Raw genomic sequence first — 17,320 nt, 5'->3', positions numbered from 1 at the left:
CGGTTCCATCAGGGCAGGCATGACTCCGGAGCGGCATATAAAGATAAGTCAACCTTAAGATCTTTATAATCAATCCCATTCACTTCACGGTACATTTTCATAACATTTCGTTTGCGATCGGGAAACATGTACTTAAATTCTTCGATGGGGACTTCTTCATCGCTAACAGCCTTTTTACGGGTTGTGGCAAACATATATCTGGGACTTAGCGATGATGGACAAACCCCTTCACACAAACCGCACAAGGTGCAGGAGTAGGCTTCTTCTACCGAAGGCTTACGGGCTGCAAGGGCTGTTAAGTCCTCATTGATTTCTTGTAACAATTTGCACTCGGAAACACACGCTCCGCAATCTGTACAGTTATCAAGGATCTTTTGACAGGCGACTTGAACATCTCTACTATAATCCATGGGTAATTCCACCTTTCACTAGCTTTTTAACCCACTCTATGCTAAGAAATCCTATCTTAAAGCTATCATTTTCACTAACTTACTCTAGTATCGCAATAACCGCATTATCGACAACATATTGAAAAGCTTTCTCAGCTTTGACATCATACTCTACCTTATTGACTAAGGGCCCTAAATTTTCTTTGGCATTTTCTGCAGCCATACCGACACTTAAGGCAAACTTCTCAATATATTGATTCAGCTCCTCTTCACAGGCTGTAAAACCCTTTTCCTGAATGATTTTATCGATAATATACTGAGATTGGAGAGAATTTTTCGCATCTTCCCAGACCTGCTTTTTGAAATCTTCGCCTTTGATATTCATCATCTGGAGATATAGGTCAACAGTGCCACCCTGAGCTTGAAGTTCTTGGGAAAATTGCTCCATCATACTCATTGCTCGCTTCATGATTAAAGAATCCGGTACTGTCACTGAACAGATCTGAATTAGTCCTTTCAGAATCTCCTGATTTCTTTGGATGATAACCCGCTGAGCAGCCATTTCTTCCAGGTCCTTCTTCGCTTTAATGCGTAGATCCTCAATAGTATTTACTTTGCCAATCTCTTGAGCAAAGTTATCATCTAGGGAAAGCACTTCTATACGTTCCACTTTTTTAATAGTGGCTTTAAAATATGCTGTCTTACCGGCCAATTGAAAGTTCGGGTGGTCTTGGGGGAATTTCTTTTCAATAGTTACGATATCCCCTTTTTTTGCTCCTATTAAGCGATCTTCAAAGCTCATAATGGATTCGTTCACGTCTACTAAAGCCTTATAATCTTTCACCGGCTCATAGGTTGTACCATCCATTTTGCAGTCATAATCAACGGTTACTGTATCACCGATAGCGACAGGCTCTTGTTCTTTGTCCGTGACCTTTTTATTATTAAGGCGCAGGTTTTCCAAGTACTTATCGATATCAGCTTCCATGACGTCTGCTTGTTTGGGTACATTGATTTCCAGGCCTTCGATTTTCCCCAAAACGACTTCCGGAACCACAGGTACGCTGACCTTGACGCTGAGCTCTTTCCCTTTTTCGATATAACCCACTTCTATATCCGGATCACCGACGGGGTTGAGCTTCAATTCTTTAACCGCTGCGTAGTATTCCTTGGGAATTACCAGGTCCAAAGCCTCCTGATAGAACATCTCGGCACCATATTTGGACTCTAAAACGGAGCGAGGCACCGTCCCTTTGCGAAAACCCGACACTTCATAGTTCTTTCTATTCTTTTTATAGGTCTTCTCCAGGGTGTCCTCGAAGAGTTTGTAATCAATCATAAACTGAAAATAAGCTTCGCTATTTTCAATTTTCTCTAAGACTGCATTCATGAACTTATTCTCCTTTTTCAAAATCTAATTTTTCTTTTACTAAGGTTTCAAGTGTAAAGATAACTGGCTTATGTAAGCCTTAGCGCAGGAGGAAGCTTAATTGCCTTATGCGCCCACAAACCTCAGCCAAGCCCTATAGACCTCGTTTTTAAATTCTTCGCTATTCTTTATCCTTGGTACATTAATTAGTGTTGCTTCCTCTTTGTCCGAGGGATGCTTAAGTAGACCAGTGGCCAGATATTTACCTGTAGGTGCAAAAGCCTGATAATCAGCAACGAAAAGCTCTGGCTTCATAAGGTACACAGCGGCTACTACATCCCAGTTATAGAAGCCGTTTAAACCATAGTGGTTCATCATATACTCAAACCAGTAGCGGCTTTTTTGCAAGATATATTCGGCAATGGGCTCTTGGCTTGTTTCTAAAGCTGCGAGAAATTCTTCAAAGCTAAAATAAGCATCCAGGCAGTTGTTGGCTGTAATGACTGAGACATTTTTACCTGCCTTGAGAACAAGTTCCGTTGCCATAGGATCACAAGACAAATTCAATTCGTTCATTATTTTGCCGTTGATATCCAGCTCCTGGGTAATTCCGCCCATGATCACAATCTCTTTTGCCTTGCTAAGGGTTTCTCCATCTTTTTGATATGCACCCCAAAGATTGGTTAAAGATCCCGTAGCTAAGATCGAAATTTCTTGGGGGTTTTCATTAATCCTGCGAACCAGAAAACCTGATGCTTCGCTTTCAAGTGCAGTCAATTGGGGCAGATTAGATTTTTGGGGATAGCCTTTGAGAACAGGTATCTCAGTTAGTCTCAATTCCTCCAGCATGCTTATGGTATTGGCATAGACAGCTTCGACATTGTTATTGCCATAGGTCGTGGTGATTCCACATACCTGAGAGCTGCCCTCGCCCAAAAGATAAAGCAGGGCAAGTCCATCGTCCACATCGCAGCCTTCGATTCCCATGGTATTATCACAGTCAAAAATTACTTTCTTGTGTTGACCCATCAATTTCACTACCTTTTAATCAGTGATGCCTCAGCTAAAACACTTCAGGAAAACACTTCTTAATAAAATCTTCTTCCAGATACATCCGGATTTTTTCGAAAGTATCTTGATTGACCAAAGGACGTCCTGGCTCAGTATATTCCGTCCAAGCCATCGCACACCAGGATATGGCGCGGAGCAAATTGAAAAACTTAAAGCTTTTCACCCTCTCCCGCAAGGTTAGGCTCAAGTCCGCTTGCCGAAATACATTTTGGTTAGCTAATGAGGCAGTCCATTCATCCATTTTTTTCGGATGCTGAGGATAACTTTCACTTAATTCCTTCAGTTGCTCCCTCTGAGAGTTGCCCTTAAAAGCCTTGAGGTAGCTATCCAGAAAGAGTTCCTCCTGATCGGGGGTTAAAATTATATTTCTTTTCCATAAAGTAGTAGTCGGGATCAAAAACATACTGAGGTCTTGGGCCGGTTCACCGTAGATGGGTTTTTCCCAATCAATCAAATGGCAGCTTCTTTGATGAAGGTTAACAATAAAATTATGAGAATTAACCTCGGTATTAATGACAGCCCGCCAGGGACTGCTTAAAAAATACCTTTCCTCTTTTCTTTTATGGCTGCCGGCTTCAAATACCTTTTCAAGCAGTCTTTTGATTTGGGAGTCTCCTCTTAGGCATTCAAAATAGACCTTAAGCAAGGACTCGGCTTCTTGATAGATAACTGAAAATGGTCCCTCCACTTGAATCAAGAAGTCTGTACTGTCTCCTGTGAGGGGGAGGCTATGAATTTTAGCAAAGGTCTCGGCGGCTATGCTTAAGTCCCTGGCATAATTTAATGGTTCCCCAGGGAGGTATTCCATCACGAGGCAGCCATAAGGTATCTCTCTTTGCTGATCATCTAAGTATAAGGGGATAGGAGTAACTCCAGAATCCTGGAGAAGGCTCAAGGCCTGATATTCATAGCCAATCTGGTTGGCAAGGTTCATTTGGCTGCTGGTATTTAGACGAAAAACAAGCTTCCTATTCCCGGCTTGGAGGATATAGTTCAAGTTATACTCACCTTGAGCCAGGAACTGCACAGCTATCGGCTCTCTGATCTGGAGGGCTTCTTTGAATTGCGTTTTGTTCACATAAGCTTTGATCTTATTTGTTAGCTGTTCCTGCAGCATTCTTTACCCTCCTCGTTCTTAAGGTGATGCTTCTTTTTACATTTCTAGATAGCTTTGGAGGGATGCTCACCGGAGCCCATCTTAATCCACTCTTTGTAGGCCCATTCGTTTTCTTTCAACAGGGCACGCCCCACACCTACGAAGTCTGCGGCACCACCGGCAATGATTTCATTAGCCTTATTCCCTGTCTTGATTCCACCTGTGACTATCACTGGAATTTTGACATGAGGTTTAATCGCTTCACCCATATAGGCAAAGAATCCTTCGGACCCGCTTTTTAGATAACCGGAGATCCCTCCCGAAAGATCAAGGCAATCTACTCCCGCTGCTTCCAGTGCTTGGGCGGCGATGATACTATCCTCTAAGGTAATACCACCGGGTAGACGATCATCGGCACCTAGGCGATAGAAGATTGGCATAGTCTTACCCACTGCCCGCCTCACCTTTTTAACTACTTCGATAGGAAAAACTAACCGTCTCTCCAAAGTTCCACCATATTCATCATGACGAATATTGGTCAAGGGAGAATAAAACTGGTTCAGCAAGTAGCCATGTGCACCGTGAATCTCGACAAAGTCAAATCCAGCTTTTTGAGCCCTACGGGCAGCTCTAGCAAAATCCATGACGATATCATTGATACTGTTATTGTCTAGTTTTTTAGGCAGTACCCGATAACTTTTTTTATCCTTATCGCCAAAACGCGTAAGATATTGGGACTGAATACTAGAAGGACCCGTTGGGAAATCTAGGGCTCGCGCACCGGCATGACTGATCTGTATACCAACGGTCACCCCTTGGGCATGGATTTCAGCAGCAAGATGCTCAAGTCCTGAAATCAAGGAGTCATCATAGATCCCTAACTGACGAGGATGGGCTTTTCCCTCGGGATTAATATAGGAATGTTCAACAATCATCATCCCTAAGCCGCGAGCGTACATTCGATAATGTTCAATAATTTTATGGGTTATTGCTCCCTGTTCTGTGGCTATATCCAGGGCCATAGGAGGCATCACTATGCGATTTTTAATTGTTATATTTTTTAATTGATAAGGCGTAAATAACGGTAAAATGACCATCACCCCCCTGATCTTTCGGTCATATTTACTTTAGGCTTGCGTCTTTTCTGGTGGTAAAGCGACAGATACGATGCCCATCTCGTTCAAGATAGTTATTGTTCTGCGAGGCACCATCAGCGAATCGTCAAATTTGGCTGCATGCTCTATGACACTGAGCATGGGCACTTGGCTGGCCAGGTCTACCGGAATGTCGATATCGGGAACTTGTTCAACATAGGCCAATGGGAGATCTTCTTCGATTGCTTTGGTGGCCAACCTATCCAAGGCCGTAATTCCATTGACGTTGTAAAAAACAGAGTAGTAGTCGAATTTAGTAGTACAAGTCTGACCAACTAAGGAAAAGCCGCCTTCTTGACAAGAACCTTCAACTAAAGCAGCCCCAATCCAAGCTCCATCATCGGCTTGGACTTTACTCAAGGCAACCTTCTGGCCAGCTTCGCTCTTACTTAAAACCTCTAGTTTGTTCAGTGCATCAACCAGTATATGGGGTTGAAGTGTGGGTAAATCTCCGCCACTGATCAAGATGGCATCTGCCAAACGCTCCTCGCCTCCGGACTTAAGAATGTAATCTGAAGCATATTGCATACACTCATCGAAGGTTCCGCCTTGGTCTGAAAACACTCCCGCGATTCTTTCCGGATGGGTAACTTGGGTCAAAAGGTTATCTAAATAAGCCCGATCTCCTTCCTTGTTATAGCAAATCCAGAAGTCAGCATTTTCAACAGACAAACAGACATCGATCACATCCAGCACACAGGCCTCATAGAATTTGGTCGCTTCTTCGTAAGTTAAGATTCCTCCCCGTGCTTCGGTTAGGCGAGTTTTACAATCTCCAACTCTGGGTACTTTTGTAAAGACAAGTATTGCTTTTTTCATTACTCTTTCCCTCCAATGTAATACATAGGCACTGGTTTGCAGACTTCGCAATGGGGACATTCTTCACACTGATCTCTGCACCATTCGGGGATATCCTCTAAGTTACAAGGTTCAAATCCCATCTTTTGATAAAAACCTAAGGCATAGCCGCGAGCTAAGGTAGAAACAGTGTACTCTTTTAGGTTTTTTTGCTCAGATAGAGGATATTTAGAACACTCCCAAGGATTCTTAAGGATGTGGCTGAGAAGAAATCCCCCTACTCCTTGTGAGCGAACATCCGACCTTACACCAATAACCTCTAAGAAAAACCGCCCCTCCGCAAACTCGGAAATCTTGGCTCCCCCCAAAATCCCCTGTTCTCCTTTTACGACCATTACTTCGTCGATCTCTCCAGGTACACCCATTTCATACTCAGTTAAGATCTCAAATACTTTGTTCTCGTCTTGGTTTTCACCAAAGGTAACCGTTAAAGCCATGTTTTGCGATTCAAGCCTCCTCTCTTAGTACCTATCTGCACGAAAACTATAATTTTAACTGTATTTTTTAATCTAGACCTCTTTATCTCTTTATTGCAAGATCCATGCCAATCTAAGAGATAGGCTCAAAGAGTTAAAAACACTCATTTCGATATATTTGTTCCAAATTGCACAAGTTTCGTTTTGGGGATAGATTTTCATTTTGAGACACCAGCAATTCTGCGAAGCCTCTTAATTATGAGATATTTCAATCCTTATATACCAATATTCACATTAAAGAAAACCCCGCTTCGCCGAGCCTTAAACCCATGCTTGCAAATGAGGCGAAGTCGCTGGTTGTCCTTATGCTTGGAAAGTATATAGCGCAAGCTTATACTTTCTGACAGTGAGATAAAAATTAAGGACTTAATCCTTTCTCGGAATAAGCCCTTAATTTTTGTTCAGGGAGTGATATTATTATCTTTCATCTTACGGTAAACGGAAGCCGGATAGCGGAAGTCAAAACTGCTTCCGGCCGGAAGCAGTTTTCTTAAAAAGCCCAGTTCAACTACCGGCCTTTAACACATTTTCTTCTTGAATCTGATCAAGGCTCTTTCCTTTGGTCTCATTTCTAATCAATAGGAATGCCGCCAGTAAACCGAAGATCAAGGGCACGATATAGAAAAGAAAGGCACTTGAGTAACCCAGATTTAAACCAATAATCATACCGGCGACAATGGGCGCAAGGGCTCCTCCGAGTCGGCCAAAGGCTTGACACCAAGATATCCCGGTGTTGCGGATATCTGTTGGATATCCCTCCGCCATCAGAGGTTGAACTGCAGTAATCGAGTAGTTAATAGCAAAACCAAGGAAAATATTAGCCGCTAAGATAGCCCAAAAACTACTGCCAACGAAAGCCATGATCAAAATAGCCACAATTCCTAATCCATAACTGCCGATAAGATTTTTTCTTCGGCCAATGACTTCGGCCACAAAACCTGTTGAACAGTTAGCAATGACCGCAGCAGCATTTTGAGCGATCGATAGTCCATAGGCAGAAGATAGCTGCAAACCTTTTTCTAACATTAAAGAGGGCAGCCAGGCGTTAATACCATAGACCGTAAAACAACCACAGAAATAGGTAATCCAAACACCTGCAGTTGTCATGCGATAGGTTTTGGAGAAAAGGGCCTTCGGTCCGACAACTTTAGATTTAGGGGGTACCACCAGGGCGTTGGGGTCCCAATTCGTAACTTTACCCGTTGCGACCTTTTCAATTTCTTGAAGTCTCTTGACGGCATCTTCTTTTCTCCCTTTGTTGGCTAACCAATAGACGGACTCCTTCATTTTGAAGTGTAAGAAGATAGAGTAGATGAATGGAAAACCGCCTACCAGATAGCACCATCTCCAGCCTACTCGGGGAACCAGATAGGTAGCGACCAGGCCCGCTAAAACCCAACCTACAATCATCCATGCCATCCCAAAGGTAATGAAAAGGGCACGACGATTAGTAGGGGTGGATTCAGAGAAGATCGTTGTTACGACTGGAATGCAGGCTCCCAATCCAAGGCCGGCAAGCACTCGGAATAAAGCATAGAAGCCAAAGCTTGGTGCAAAGAAAATCGGAATGTTCAGCAAGGAATAAATAGCTATAGAATAGACTAATGTCCTTTTCCGCCCTATCTTATCTGAGACAATACCGGATATTGCACCACCAATAATTAAGCCAAAAAGACTCCATGAGGATAAGCTGCCTTTTTCGACAGCGCTTAATCCCCATTCCACAGAAATCTGTGGCATGGTGTAGGACACGATCATATAGTCATAACCATCAAAGACCATAGCTAATCCCAAGAAAAAGAAAATAGACCATGTGAACTTATTGACCCCAAAGGAATCCATGACTTCGGAAATGCTGAAATTTTTCATTTTCAGTAAAGTCTCCCTTCACATCGCGCCTTAGTTCCCGTACCTGCCTATGCTCTATCCTACAGGCACTTAACAAATGATAAATATTTCACATTCATGAGCGATTAGATGTATTTCCGATGTGTTTCATAGATTAGCATCAACTCAGTACTCTGTAACACTTAAAACTCGCATTGCCTGGCGAGGAAAATTTCCATAGGACAAGACGGAGGAATGAGGAATACCGGTCGTATTGCGATTGACGACAACGCAGTCCTACGAAAATTTAACCGACGGAAAGGTGAGGAATTAGGTGTATAGAGTACTAAACCCACTTTCACTAAAGTCAAGCCTCAGAAGGCAGTATAGAGCGGCTACCACCGTACTCTATACTACCTTTGTGAATCAAGGATTGCAACCAGTTTACTTTGCCATAGGCTTCTATTCTCTTACTTCTCGGTACCTGCTTCATCCTCAGGTTTTGCTTCCACTTGAGTTAAATCCGTTTTGCATTTAGGGCATTTCTTTTGCTTTACTCCACCTACCACCGGAATCTTCATTCCACAATTAGGACATTCAATAGGTCTTGATGCTGATGCTGGTCTAAAACACATTTAAAACTACCTCCTAAATTTTGTTTGGCTATTTAGAACATCATTTGGCACTTTCCCCACTGACGGATATCACTGCCTGTTTCTTTAATGAGGGCAGTGAAAATGCGACAAAGACTGCAAGCAGCATAGCTACAGCTCCCACGCCAAATGCACCCGTGATGCTACCCGTAGCATCAGCCGCATAACCTGCAATCATCGGTCCAAAGAAACGACCAACCAGCCCCATGGTCGAAACAACCCCTGCACCGGATCCACCGACTTCTGTGGGGAAATAATCTGAGAAACTCGCAAGAATTACCGGAACCATACCCATGCCGACTCCCATAACACCGATGAGGACATACATCATGTTTAATGTGCTACCATAAACAAACATGTAACCAAACGTTGCTACGGTCCACCATATGCCCGCAATACTGATCACAGTTTTTCGTTCTAACCGATCGGACAGGGGCCCCCATATTTGTTGCCCTATCAGCTGACATAAGTTATAAATCGTTACGGCTAAACCACCTTGTACAGCGGTAAAACCGGCATTGACAAACGATACCGCAACGAAAGCTGTCGCTGTCATATAAGCAACCTGCCAGAAAATGAACATACTGGATACATGCCAGGTAACTTTCATCTTAAGAACATCCTTGAAGCTGACCTCTTTTATCGCCGGAGCAGCCTTCACAACCTGATCAGCGGGGGTTCCCACAGGAATCAAACCTTTTTCGGACGGCTTATTTCTGACGACTAAATAAATTACAACAGTACAAATAATGGCCAGCACTCCTAAAATGACAGCGGTTGTTTGCCAGCCATACGCCTTAGACAATTGTGGCAGCACAATTCCGAAAGTTGCTCCTGTCAGTACACCGCCTGCAGTAATGGTGCTCATTGCTCTGCCGCGTTTGCTGGGATGAAACCAGGCTCCAATCAATTTGGGAATCGTAGCACTGTATACACCGGCTGCCCCGAAACCGACAAGAGCGATGATCAGCACTGCTTTGAGGAAGTTATCGGCAAGAAGTCCAAAAAGTATGACGGCAATACCTAAGACCAGACCTGCCAGAGACACTGCTGTCCTTGCCCCTACTCGGTCAGCTAGATATCCCCAAATAAAGGAGCATCCGGCATAGCAAAGACCAAAGACGGATACGATAGTGCCTGCAGATGTATTGGATAATTCTAAGGACTGTTTAATAGGTGCCATAAGAATAGGAACAAATTGGACGCCGCACATGAGAATAATCTGGGTTAAAAACCCCCCAAAAACAACAATCCAGCCATAGTGTAATGAACTTTTTGACTGAGTCAATCTACATTCCTCCATTACTTCTATTCATTGGCAAAAATAGATACAGCACTATTGCAAGATTATACATTGAAGTCAATTAATCCAATCTGTTATAATGTAGTTATATGGATAACTTCAAGTACACTCAAGGCAATAGTGCCAGTGGATTAAATTAACTTAAAACCCTATTCACTAATGAAATTAAATATTTTCTTCATTGCCACTACGTACGGTTGTTTGATAGCCCCTCATAGGCTTTAGCATAAATTTATCTTTGACATAATATAGCCCAAATTTTTCGAAATCCTTTTTAGTCATCTTAAGTTCTGCGGAGATTTCATTGAAACTTAGACCTTTGGCAGCTTCTTCATTGAGATACTTGAGTTGTGCTTTGCCATCGAGAACCAAAAATTCTTGTTTAGTCATGACCTTAACCTCCGTTCAACTAAACATTCGAGCTTATTTTCCGGGCAGGGGGCAGGAGCCATGAGGGTTACTGCAATAACCGTCATGGCAATCTCCTATGCCGAGCAACCTTAAGGAAGAAACATGACTACTTTTTTGCCTTTTTCGGCCATCTTTTTCGCCAGTTCTTCTATTGGGCCATATTCCATAGCTTGACCTAAGCAATGCAGGACACAGGAAGGTTTTTTTCCATCCTTAATACGATCCTCACACACATCACAGAAGTTGGTCGGAACAGGAACATAGTTCCATTCCCATTTTTCAGAATCAACTTTCCAGGGGCCTACCTCGGTAAGTTTGATCCCCCATTTTCCGATAGGAAGATTCTTTTCGTTTTTACAAGCAACTTCACAGGAGTGACAGCCTGTACAATATTCATAATCGATCATCAATCCATATTTGGCCATTTTAAGTTCCTCCTTTCTTCAGTTCATCTTAAGCTTCTCTATAAACCTTACAGAGAATGCTCTTAAAGGTATCGCCGAAACCGAGTTTTCCATTATGTTGATGGGGCATCAATGTATTGATATTGGATTCCCAAACTCCAAAGAGGGAAGGCTCTGCGGCTTCTTTCTCCGGGAACCACCAGCCGTGAGTAGCATGGACAACTTTCGGATGAATCGCCTCAGTAAGGTGAGCGACCATCCTGGCCTTACCAAACATGTTCTCGATGACGACCCAGTCACCTTCAATGATGCCTAAGCTGGCTGCGGTTTCCGGATGGATTTCCATTTCCGGGTTAGGATCAATTTCCCGTAAGGTTTTAAGCTGTCTGTGTTCTGAATGGAAAGAGGTATACTTTCTGGCTCCGGTGGTTAAGGTTAAGGGGTATTCTTTAGCAAGCTCCGGTGTGCTGTAAGGGCTGTAAGGCGGCTCTTCATGATAGGGCAGAGCATCATCACCCCAGGATTCAAAGAGGGTGGAGCATAGTTCAACCATACCGGTAACCGTATTAAATCCTGGCTCGCCATCGAATCTTAAGAGACCTTTTTCATGTTTTTTATAGGTATAGCCAGGCTGATAGAGACCTTTTTCACGTAATTCTTCAAAGCCGAACCCTGTATCAGGCTTAAGCTGCTCAGTGAAGAAATCGGAAACATTGTCCCAGGGCCAAGCTTTGGGATTAAGTCTCTTACCCAGTTCGATGCAGACTTCGAGGTCAGACTTTGTTTCCCCCACTGTTAAGGCTTTGTTCATAGCCCCTGCAAATACGGCATTGCGTCCATAGTGAGTCAGTACAACGCCATCATGCTCAGCGAAGGTGGGCAGCGGTAAGAAAATGTCGGCAAAAGCCATGGCCGTAGGCGTCATGAAGGTATCCTGTACAACACTGAACTCCAAGGACTGAAGGGCGCGATACCAACGATCCGGTTGAGCTGAGTTGGTGGGGGTGATGAAGTTGCTGCTGTTGAACCAACCCATTCTCAATTTGTAAGGTTTACCTGTTTCCAAAGTATTCAAGGTTTCATCGGGGTGGGTTGTCGCCAAAGCGGTGCTTACTGCAGGCCATTGCTCGGCTCCAATTCTCTTATTCCAAAGTTCTTCAGGGAGATTGGCACGGGATTCCATACGCCATTTGCCCATAAGGGATGCGGGTGGTCCAATGGTAACCCCGCCAGGTATATCAAGGTTACCAGTGATCGCAATCATAGCGAGTAAGGCATGACCCAGTTGAACCCCGTTGGGATTTTGGTCGACAGCTAATCCCCAGCCCAGGCTTGCCGGTTTAGCTTTGGCGAAGACACGGGCAACTTCGTATATCTTTTCAGCAGGAACCCAGGTGATTTCGGAAACTTTCTCAGGCGGGTATTCCATGACTCTTTCTACAAATTCATCCCAGCCATAGCACCAGTTCTCTACGAAATCATGATCATAAAGATCTTCTTTGATGATCACATGGAGTAGTCCTAAAGCAAGAGCCGTATCTGAACCGGGTCTGAGTTGGAGGACATGCTCGGCTCTGGTAGCGAGCCAGCTGATTCTTGGGTCGACCATGATGATCTTGGTTCCCAGCTTCATCATATCAATAACGGAGTGGCCGAAGAAACCGTCGGGATTGGACTTTAAGGGTTCCTTACCCCATAGCATGAGATATTCCGGTGCCTTCCAGCCCGGATGGTTATAGCGGTCTTCAAAGTGACCCGCAAAGTCGATTTCAGGATATCCTGCACCCAGAATATAGTCGGTGATAGCACAACGTGGGCCGTAGCAGGACCAACCGCTTTGCGGGTAGCAAACGTTAGGTGTACCAATTGAAGCAAAGCCAAGGGGGTAATAGTACAGGCAGGCTTCACGGCCCGTTCCACCAAAGACAACGATGGATTCAGCACCATGGTTCTCTTTGAAATAATTGATTTTATCGACGATGGTATCCCATGCTTCATCCCATGAGATCCGTTGCCATTTGTTTTCCCCTTTGGCTCCAAGGCGTTTCATAGGATAGATAACACGTTGGGGGTGATGGGTATATTCCGGGAGAGTCAGACATCTAACGCACAATCTTCCATTGGTGATGGGATGCTCAGGGTCTCCTTCTACCTTGACGAGTCTGCCTTCTTTGACAGTCAGAATCATTCCGCAGCCTACGGGGTGATCTCCCGGCGGTGACCATCCACATGTTCTCACGGTATACGAACCGTCATCCAGCGATTTTTTCCATTCTTTTTCCATTTCGTTCGTTCACCCTTTCGTAATTTCAGGTATACTCAATGATTTAGATGAATTGAATGACACCCCCTTTACATCCGGATCACCCCTGCCGACCAATCGAAGGGCTTTAACCCGGTATTAATGTATTAACTTGTACGCCACTGTATATTGCAATAAGCGTGCCAACTTAATACATTGATCTACAAGCCGCATTATGCCTGGGTTTGCCCTTATGAGTATTTTTTACTGGATTATGTTTGATCTTAATTTGAGATGACCGGAATTGTATGTGACTTCACAAACGGCTCAGCACCGCCTTTTCCGTAAGCGTCCTCTTTTGTGATTATTGTGTCATTTTCGAATCACTTTCAGATCAGTTACATTCGAAATCGCCAATAAAGACAAAACATTCTTTAAGCAATAACAACAAACCCCCTGGCTCATGTTAGTGTGAGCAGGGGGTCAAACCTATTTCCTTATGGAGATTGAAGTTTTTATTGGGGATTATACTTGCAAGGCCTTACTATCCCATCCTTAGGCGCCGTCTTATATTTGTTGCATGGGTTAGAACAGCTTATACCGGCAAAAAGACAATGCACGACAGGACGAGGCGGACGCTTGGGTAACTCTTCTCCGCATTTCTTGCATTTTAGAGCTTCATCGGGATCATCAAAGTTCAGCGTTTTGCATTTTGGACACATTTTAGGGCGAGGTTTGGGCGGTTTACAATTCCCACAGAATGGATTACACGACCAGCACATTTTACCAACCTCCTCCTATTTCCTTTACAAAACTGCACTCTACCTTCAGCCAAGTAGTATAGATATCCTCCACAAAATCATCACTATCGCGAAGTGTTGGCAAATTGATCGTTTGCCCTTCCAGTCTGTTATCCGTTGGACATAATAAGCCTTTGCTGATAGTTTTGGTATTTAAGGAAATGATTTGCTGCTGATCTTCGAAAAACTGCGGATTCATAAGATAGGCCGTAGCTACAAGATCCCCTAGATAAAAACCATTGCTTTTTAGATGCAGCATCGTGTATTCAAGCCATGAAATGGAGCGTTCTACTATATAGCGACCGATTGAACTCCGATTCCTGGTGAGTCTATGGATAAAATCCGCAGTAGATACAGAAACATTAAGGCCCATATCCCGTGTGATGACAAAAAGATCTTTTCCTTCCTTTAAAACCCAATGGGTGGCTGCCGGGTCAACTGAAAAGTTCCACTCATCAACTGCTTTCCCGTCCAGTATCAAGTCATGAGTTAACCCGCCCATGACCACCAACCGGTCTATTTTTCTAAAAAAATCCTGATCCTTAATATAGGCTGCATAGAGGTTGGTCAGGGCTCCTGTTGCTAAAATGGAGATTTCACCAGGGTAATCGTTAACCATTTTTACCAAATAGTCGGTTGCCTCACTTTCAAGACCATAACGATTAGCACACCCTTTTAACACAGGAATATTACTTCGGCCGATCTCACTAAGCATAGTCACCGTATTGCGATAAACGGTATCGACTTTGCTGTTGCCATAGGTCGTTGTAATTCCGCAGATGTTAAGATCCTCTTTACCCAATAAATAGAGTAAAGACAGTCCATCAACTATATCGCACTCAGGAACACCCATGGTGTTATCACAATCATAGATTATCTTCATTTCATATTCCTCCGCAAGTTATTGCTTCTAGCGCCTCTAGCATATTTTATATGCAAAATCCATGCCAAATTAATAAAACTGCTCCCTATCAGGCTTGCAGGCTAATCCTCATAAATTTTCGTCCCAAAATATGTAGTATTTTTAGAAATAATTTTCAATATGAAAAACCCTCTGCATTCAGCAAAGGGTTCTTACGTCTTCAGTATTCAAAACCATAATCTTTTAATTTTCTATATAAGGTTGAGCGACTAATCCCCAATAATTTCGCGGCATCCGGTATGGAATTTTTAGCATGAAGCAAAGCGGTTTTTATAGCATTTTTCTCCAAATATTCCAGAGATAAGGAATCGGTTGTGAAATTAGGTTCATCCTGAAATGGACTGGAGTCCAGCAGGATATATTGGGGGAGGCTATCGATATCGATAACATCATTTTGGGCCGAGTTGACGGCATAAATCAGCGCATTTTGAAGCTGCCTTACATTTCCCGGCCATTCGTATTCTTGAATCTTCCTGATCGCCGCTTTAGTGACCTTAGGAGTCTTCCACCCCTGTTTTTGACAGTAATTTTTGATGAAATATTGACTTAGCACATCAATATCATTTTTTCTATTCCTTAAGGAAGGAATATTTATGGTTAATACAGAAAGCCGGAAATATAAATCTTCCCGATATTGTCTTTCTTTAACCATTTTGAATAAATTCTTATTCGTGGCTGCAATCAGTCTGAAGTCTACTTTTTTGTAGCGCCGGCCACCGATACGCATGATTTGCTTATCTTCTAAAGTTCTAAGCAAAACGGCCTGAAGCTCAAGGGGCATGTCGCCAATTTCATCGAGAAAAAGTGTTCCGCCATGGGCTAACTCAATTTTGCCTGGTCTTCCAGTACGTTCAGCGCCAGTAAAACTTCCGCCTTCATATCCAAAAAGCTCGCTCTCAATCAATTCTCTGGGCATGGCCGCACAGTTGACCGCCATAAAAGGTCCCTGTGGGCAGGAATGATTATGGATCGCTTGAGCAAAAAGCTCCTTGCCTGTCCCACTTTCACCCATCAGCAGGACATTTTCCGATGAGGTTGAAAAACGTTTGGCAAGCGAGATGACTTTCTTTATTTCTTCAGATTCGCCGATGATGCTTTCAAAGCTATACGTCGCAATAGAACCCGTACGATTCGTTGCTTGCGCATTGACTTTATCCACATGATTTAGTCTTAACACAGCGGCTTCAATCTGATGGGTGTTTTTGTTCAGCACCGGTCGAATATTAATCATATAGGGTTGCTCATCATTGCCTATGACGATACTTTCTTCAATGTCCACGCTTTTCCCGGCAGTGACGAGTGCTGTGACCTGAGATTGTGTATGCAAAACTTCATTGATGTTTTTATGAGATTTTTCCTCGGACCTCATTTTAAAAATTCGGGTTGCTTCCCGATTCATATTAATGATCGTTCCTGTGGGATCAAGGGTGATAATCCCTTCGTCCATGACTTCCAGTGTCGTCTCTAACGTATCCATCGCAGTGTTTAACTCGTGGATCACCTTAATAAGATTACTATTGCTCTCTATTAGCAATTCATTGGTTTGATTAAGTTTCAGCTGTGTCTCAATCGCTTTGGCTAAGGCAGTAATTAGCCCCAGAGTGTGGGAGAGAAAATTATTAAAATACTCTCCTTCTGATCGATACTGAATCGGTTGACCCAAGATAATTGAAGCAATAACTTTTCTTGATTCATCCATAATCGGTGCTGCTGAACCGACAATATTGTGCAGCCCCACGCAGTAGTGTTCCGGACCTAATAGTTGTATCGGTTGTTTCAACTCCATACATATTGTATGAGCACAGGTGCCGATGGTGCCTTCATTCCAGGCGACTCCTTCAGTCGGGACCCTCATCATATCCCCAGCTTGAAGTAAAAATGCTCCTGTATAATCGCATAAGTATAAAATAAACCCACTTGGCAACACTGCCATATCTCTAAATTTCTCCATCAGAGGTTTGGTGATTTCTATTAATGGGCGGTTTTTTTCAATTCTTTTAGCGTGCTCTGTCGAGTTGGAATACGGTTTACTCATTGAGCTATATGGGTCGATTCCCCTGTCCCTTGACCTTAGCCAGGATTCCGCCACCTCATTACTTATATCGTTACATTCACGAGGATCTACGTTTTGAGGTTCGCTTAGGAATTTCTCTTTCCACCTTAATATATTGTCAATCCGTTCCTGAGTAATAAATGTTGAGCGCTGTTTATTTTTTAGGGAGTCCGAACCTCGGTTATTTACCATTCGCAATCACTCCTAGTAAATAATAGCGTTACGGGGTTAGGTTATAACGATAGTTCGACAATGTACAAAGTAAATCCTCTTTGGTATTAAGCTTTGTTAA

Annotated in this window: 15 protein-coding genes; all 15 read right to left on the bottom strand. The window is 43.3% G+C overall.

All coding sequences use genetic code 11. The features are described 5' to 3' along the window. Positions 1-8 precede the first annotated feature (8 nt). Positions 9-410, bottom strand: coding sequence for a 4Fe-4S dicluster domain-containing protein (locus tag DESPCE1_RS22965; RefSeq protein WP_019850038.1), 402 nt, complete (start codon positions 408-410; stop codon positions 9-11). A 79-nt stretch (positions 411-489) separates the two neighbouring features. Further along, entirely contained in the window at positions 490-1,779 is a 1,290-nt protein-coding gene (tig, locus tag DESPCE1_RS0107530) for a trigger factor (RefSeq protein ID WP_019850037.1), read from the bottom strand. A gap of 105 nt (positions 1,780-1,884) precedes the next feature. Then, positions 1,885-2,787: a nucleoside hydrolase gene (locus DESPCE1_RS0107525; protein ID WP_019850036.1), complete on the bottom strand. Its 903-nt coding sequence runs from the start codon at positions 2,785-2,787 to the stop codon at positions 1,885-1,887. A 34-nt stretch (positions 2,788-2,821) separates the two neighbouring features. Then, positions 2,822-3,946, bottom strand: a complete 1,125-nt coding sequence (locus tag DESPCE1_RS0107520; protein ID WP_019850035.1) for an aminoglycoside phosphotransferase family protein — start codon at positions 3,944-3,946, stop codon at positions 2,822-2,824. 44 nt (positions 3,947-3,990) lie between these two features. Next, positions 3,991-5,022, bottom strand: a complete 1,032-nt coding sequence (locus tag DESPCE1_RS0107515) for an NADH:flavin oxidoreductase (protein ID WP_019850034.1) — start codon at positions 5,020-5,022, stop codon at positions 3,991-3,993. Positions 5,023-5,052: 30 nt separating this feature from the next. Further along, positions 5,053-5,898 carry a DUF2064 domain-containing protein gene (locus DESPCE1_RS0107510; RefSeq protein WP_019850033.1) on the bottom strand — a complete coding sequence of 282 codons (846 nt, stop codon included), beginning with the start codon at positions 5,896-5,898 and terminating at the stop codon, positions 5,053-5,055. Continuing rightward, positions 5,898-6,374, bottom strand: a complete 477-nt coding sequence (locus tag DESPCE1_RS0107505) for a GNAT family N-acetyltransferase (protein ID WP_019850032.1) — start codon at positions 6,372-6,374, stop codon at positions 5,898-5,900. Before DESPCE1_RS0107505 ends, DESPCE1_RS0107510 begins: the two co-directional genes overlap by 1 nt. 543 nt (positions 6,375-6,917) lie before the next feature. Beyond that, complete coding sequence (locus tag DESPCE1_RS0107500) at positions 6,918-8,282, bottom strand: MFS transporter (protein ID WP_019850031.1); 1,365 nt, start codon at positions 8,280-8,282, stop codon at positions 6,918-6,920. A 428-nt stretch (positions 8,283-8,710) separates the two neighbouring features. Continuing rightward, complete coding sequence (locus tag DESPCE1_RS23225) at positions 8,711-8,875, bottom strand: hypothetical protein (RefSeq protein WP_019850030.1); 165 nt, start codon at positions 8,873-8,875, stop codon at positions 8,711-8,713. 40 nt (positions 8,876-8,915) lie between these two features. After that, positions 8,916-10,181 (bottom strand): nitrate/nitrite transporter, encoded by a 1,266-nt coding sequence (locus tag DESPCE1_RS0107490; RefSeq protein ID WP_019850029.1) that lies wholly within the window; start codon positions 10,179-10,181, stop codon positions 8,916-8,918. Between the two features lie 180 nt (positions 10,182-10,361). Continuing rightward, entirely contained in the window at positions 10,362-10,586 is a 225-nt protein-coding gene (locus tag DESPCE1_RS0107485; RefSeq protein WP_019850028.1) for a hypothetical protein, read from the bottom strand. A gap of 110 nt (positions 10,587-10,696) precedes the next feature. Beyond that, positions 10,697-11,032: an oxidoreductase gene (locus DESPCE1_RS0107475; RefSeq protein WP_019850026.1), complete on the bottom strand. Its 336-nt coding sequence runs from the start codon at positions 11,030-11,032 to the stop codon at positions 10,697-10,699. A 28-nt stretch (positions 11,033-11,060) separates the two neighbouring features. After that, positions 11,061-13,295 carry a molybdopterin-dependent oxidoreductase gene (locus DESPCE1_RS0107470; RefSeq protein WP_019850025.1) on the bottom strand — a complete coding sequence of 745 codons (2,235 nt, stop codon included), beginning with the start codon at positions 13,293-13,295 and terminating at the stop codon, positions 11,061-11,063. 741 nt (positions 13,296-14,036) lie between these two features. Then, complete coding sequence (locus tag DESPCE1_RS0107465; protein WP_019850024.1) at positions 14,037-14,936, bottom strand: nucleoside hydrolase; 900 nt, start codon at positions 14,934-14,936, stop codon at positions 14,037-14,039. Between the two features lie 199 nt (positions 14,937-15,135). Then, complete coding sequence (locus DESPCE1_RS0107460) at positions 15,136-17,220, bottom strand: sigma-54-dependent Fis family transcriptional regulator (protein WP_019850023.1); 2,085 nt, start codon at positions 17,218-17,220, stop codon at positions 15,136-15,138. Positions 17,221-17,320 lie beyond the last annotated feature (100 nt).

The organism is Desulfitobacterium sp. PCE1 (genome assembly GCF_000384015.1).
Classification (GTDB): Bacteria; Bacillota; Desulfitobacteriia; order Desulfitobacteriales; family Desulfitobacteriaceae; genus Desulfitobacterium; species Desulfitobacterium dehalogenans.
The sequence above is the reverse complement of the archived record's forward strand: the minus strand, read 5'-3'. Positions and strand labels throughout refer to the sequence as shown.

What these genes read in the sequence shown, in the direction of transcription:
- tig (WP_019850037.1), bottom strand. Translation starts at nt 1,779, where the DNA reads ATGAATGCAGTCTTAGAGAAAATTGAAAATAGCGAAGCTTATTTTCAG.
- DESPCE1_RS0107510 (WP_019850033.1), bottom strand. Translation starts at nt 5,898, where the DNA reads ATGAAAAAAGCAATACTTGTCTTTACAAAAGTACCCAGAGTTGGAGAT.
- DESPCE1_RS0107525 (WP_019850036.1), bottom strand. Translation starts at nt 2,787, where the DNA reads ATGGGTCAACACAAGAAAGTAATTTTTGACTGTGATAATACCATGGGA.
- DESPCE1_RS0107465 (WP_019850024.1), bottom strand. Translation starts at nt 14,936, where the DNA reads ATGAAGATAATCTATGATTGTGATAACACCATGGGTGTTCCTGAGTGC.
- DESPCE1_RS0107520 (WP_019850035.1), bottom strand. Translation starts at nt 3,946, where the DNA reads ATGCTGCAGGAACAGCTAACAAATAAGATCAAAGCTTATGTGAACAAA.
- DESPCE1_RS0107460 (WP_019850023.1), bottom strand. Translation starts at nt 17,220, where the DNA reads ATGGTAAATAACCGAGGTTCGGACTCCCTAAAAAATAAACAGCGCTCA.
- DESPCE1_RS22965 (WP_019850038.1), bottom strand. Translation starts at nt 410, where the DNA reads ATGGATTATAGTAGAGATGTTCAAGTCGCCTGTCAAAAGATCCTTGAT.
- DESPCE1_RS0107515 (WP_019850034.1), bottom strand. Translation starts at nt 5,022, where the DNA reads ATGGTCATTTTACCGTTATTTACGCCTTATCAATTAAAAAATATAACA.
- DESPCE1_RS0107500 (WP_019850031.1), bottom strand. Translation starts at nt 8,282, where the DNA reads ATGAAAAATTTCAGCATTTCCGAAGTCATGGATTCCTTTGGGGTCAAT.
- DESPCE1_RS23225 (WP_019850030.1), bottom strand. Translation starts at nt 8,875, where the DNA reads ATGTGTTTTAGACCAGCATCAGCATCAAGACCTATTGAATGTCCTAAT.
- DESPCE1_RS0107475 (WP_019850026.1), bottom strand. Translation starts at nt 11,032, where the DNA reads ATGGCCAAATATGGATTGATGATCGATTATGAATATTGTACAGGCTGT.
- DESPCE1_RS0107485 (WP_019850028.1), bottom strand. Translation starts at nt 10,586, where the DNA reads ATGACTAAACAAGAATTTTTGGTTCTCGATGGCAAAGCACAACTCAAG.
- DESPCE1_RS0107470 (WP_019850025.1), bottom strand. Translation starts at nt 13,295, where the DNA reads ATGGAAAAAGAATGGAAAAAATCGCTGGATGACGGTTCGTATACCGTG.
- DESPCE1_RS0107505 (WP_019850032.1), bottom strand. Translation starts at nt 6,374, where the DNA reads ATGGCTTTAACGGTTACCTTTGGTGAAAACCAAGACGAGAACAAAGTA.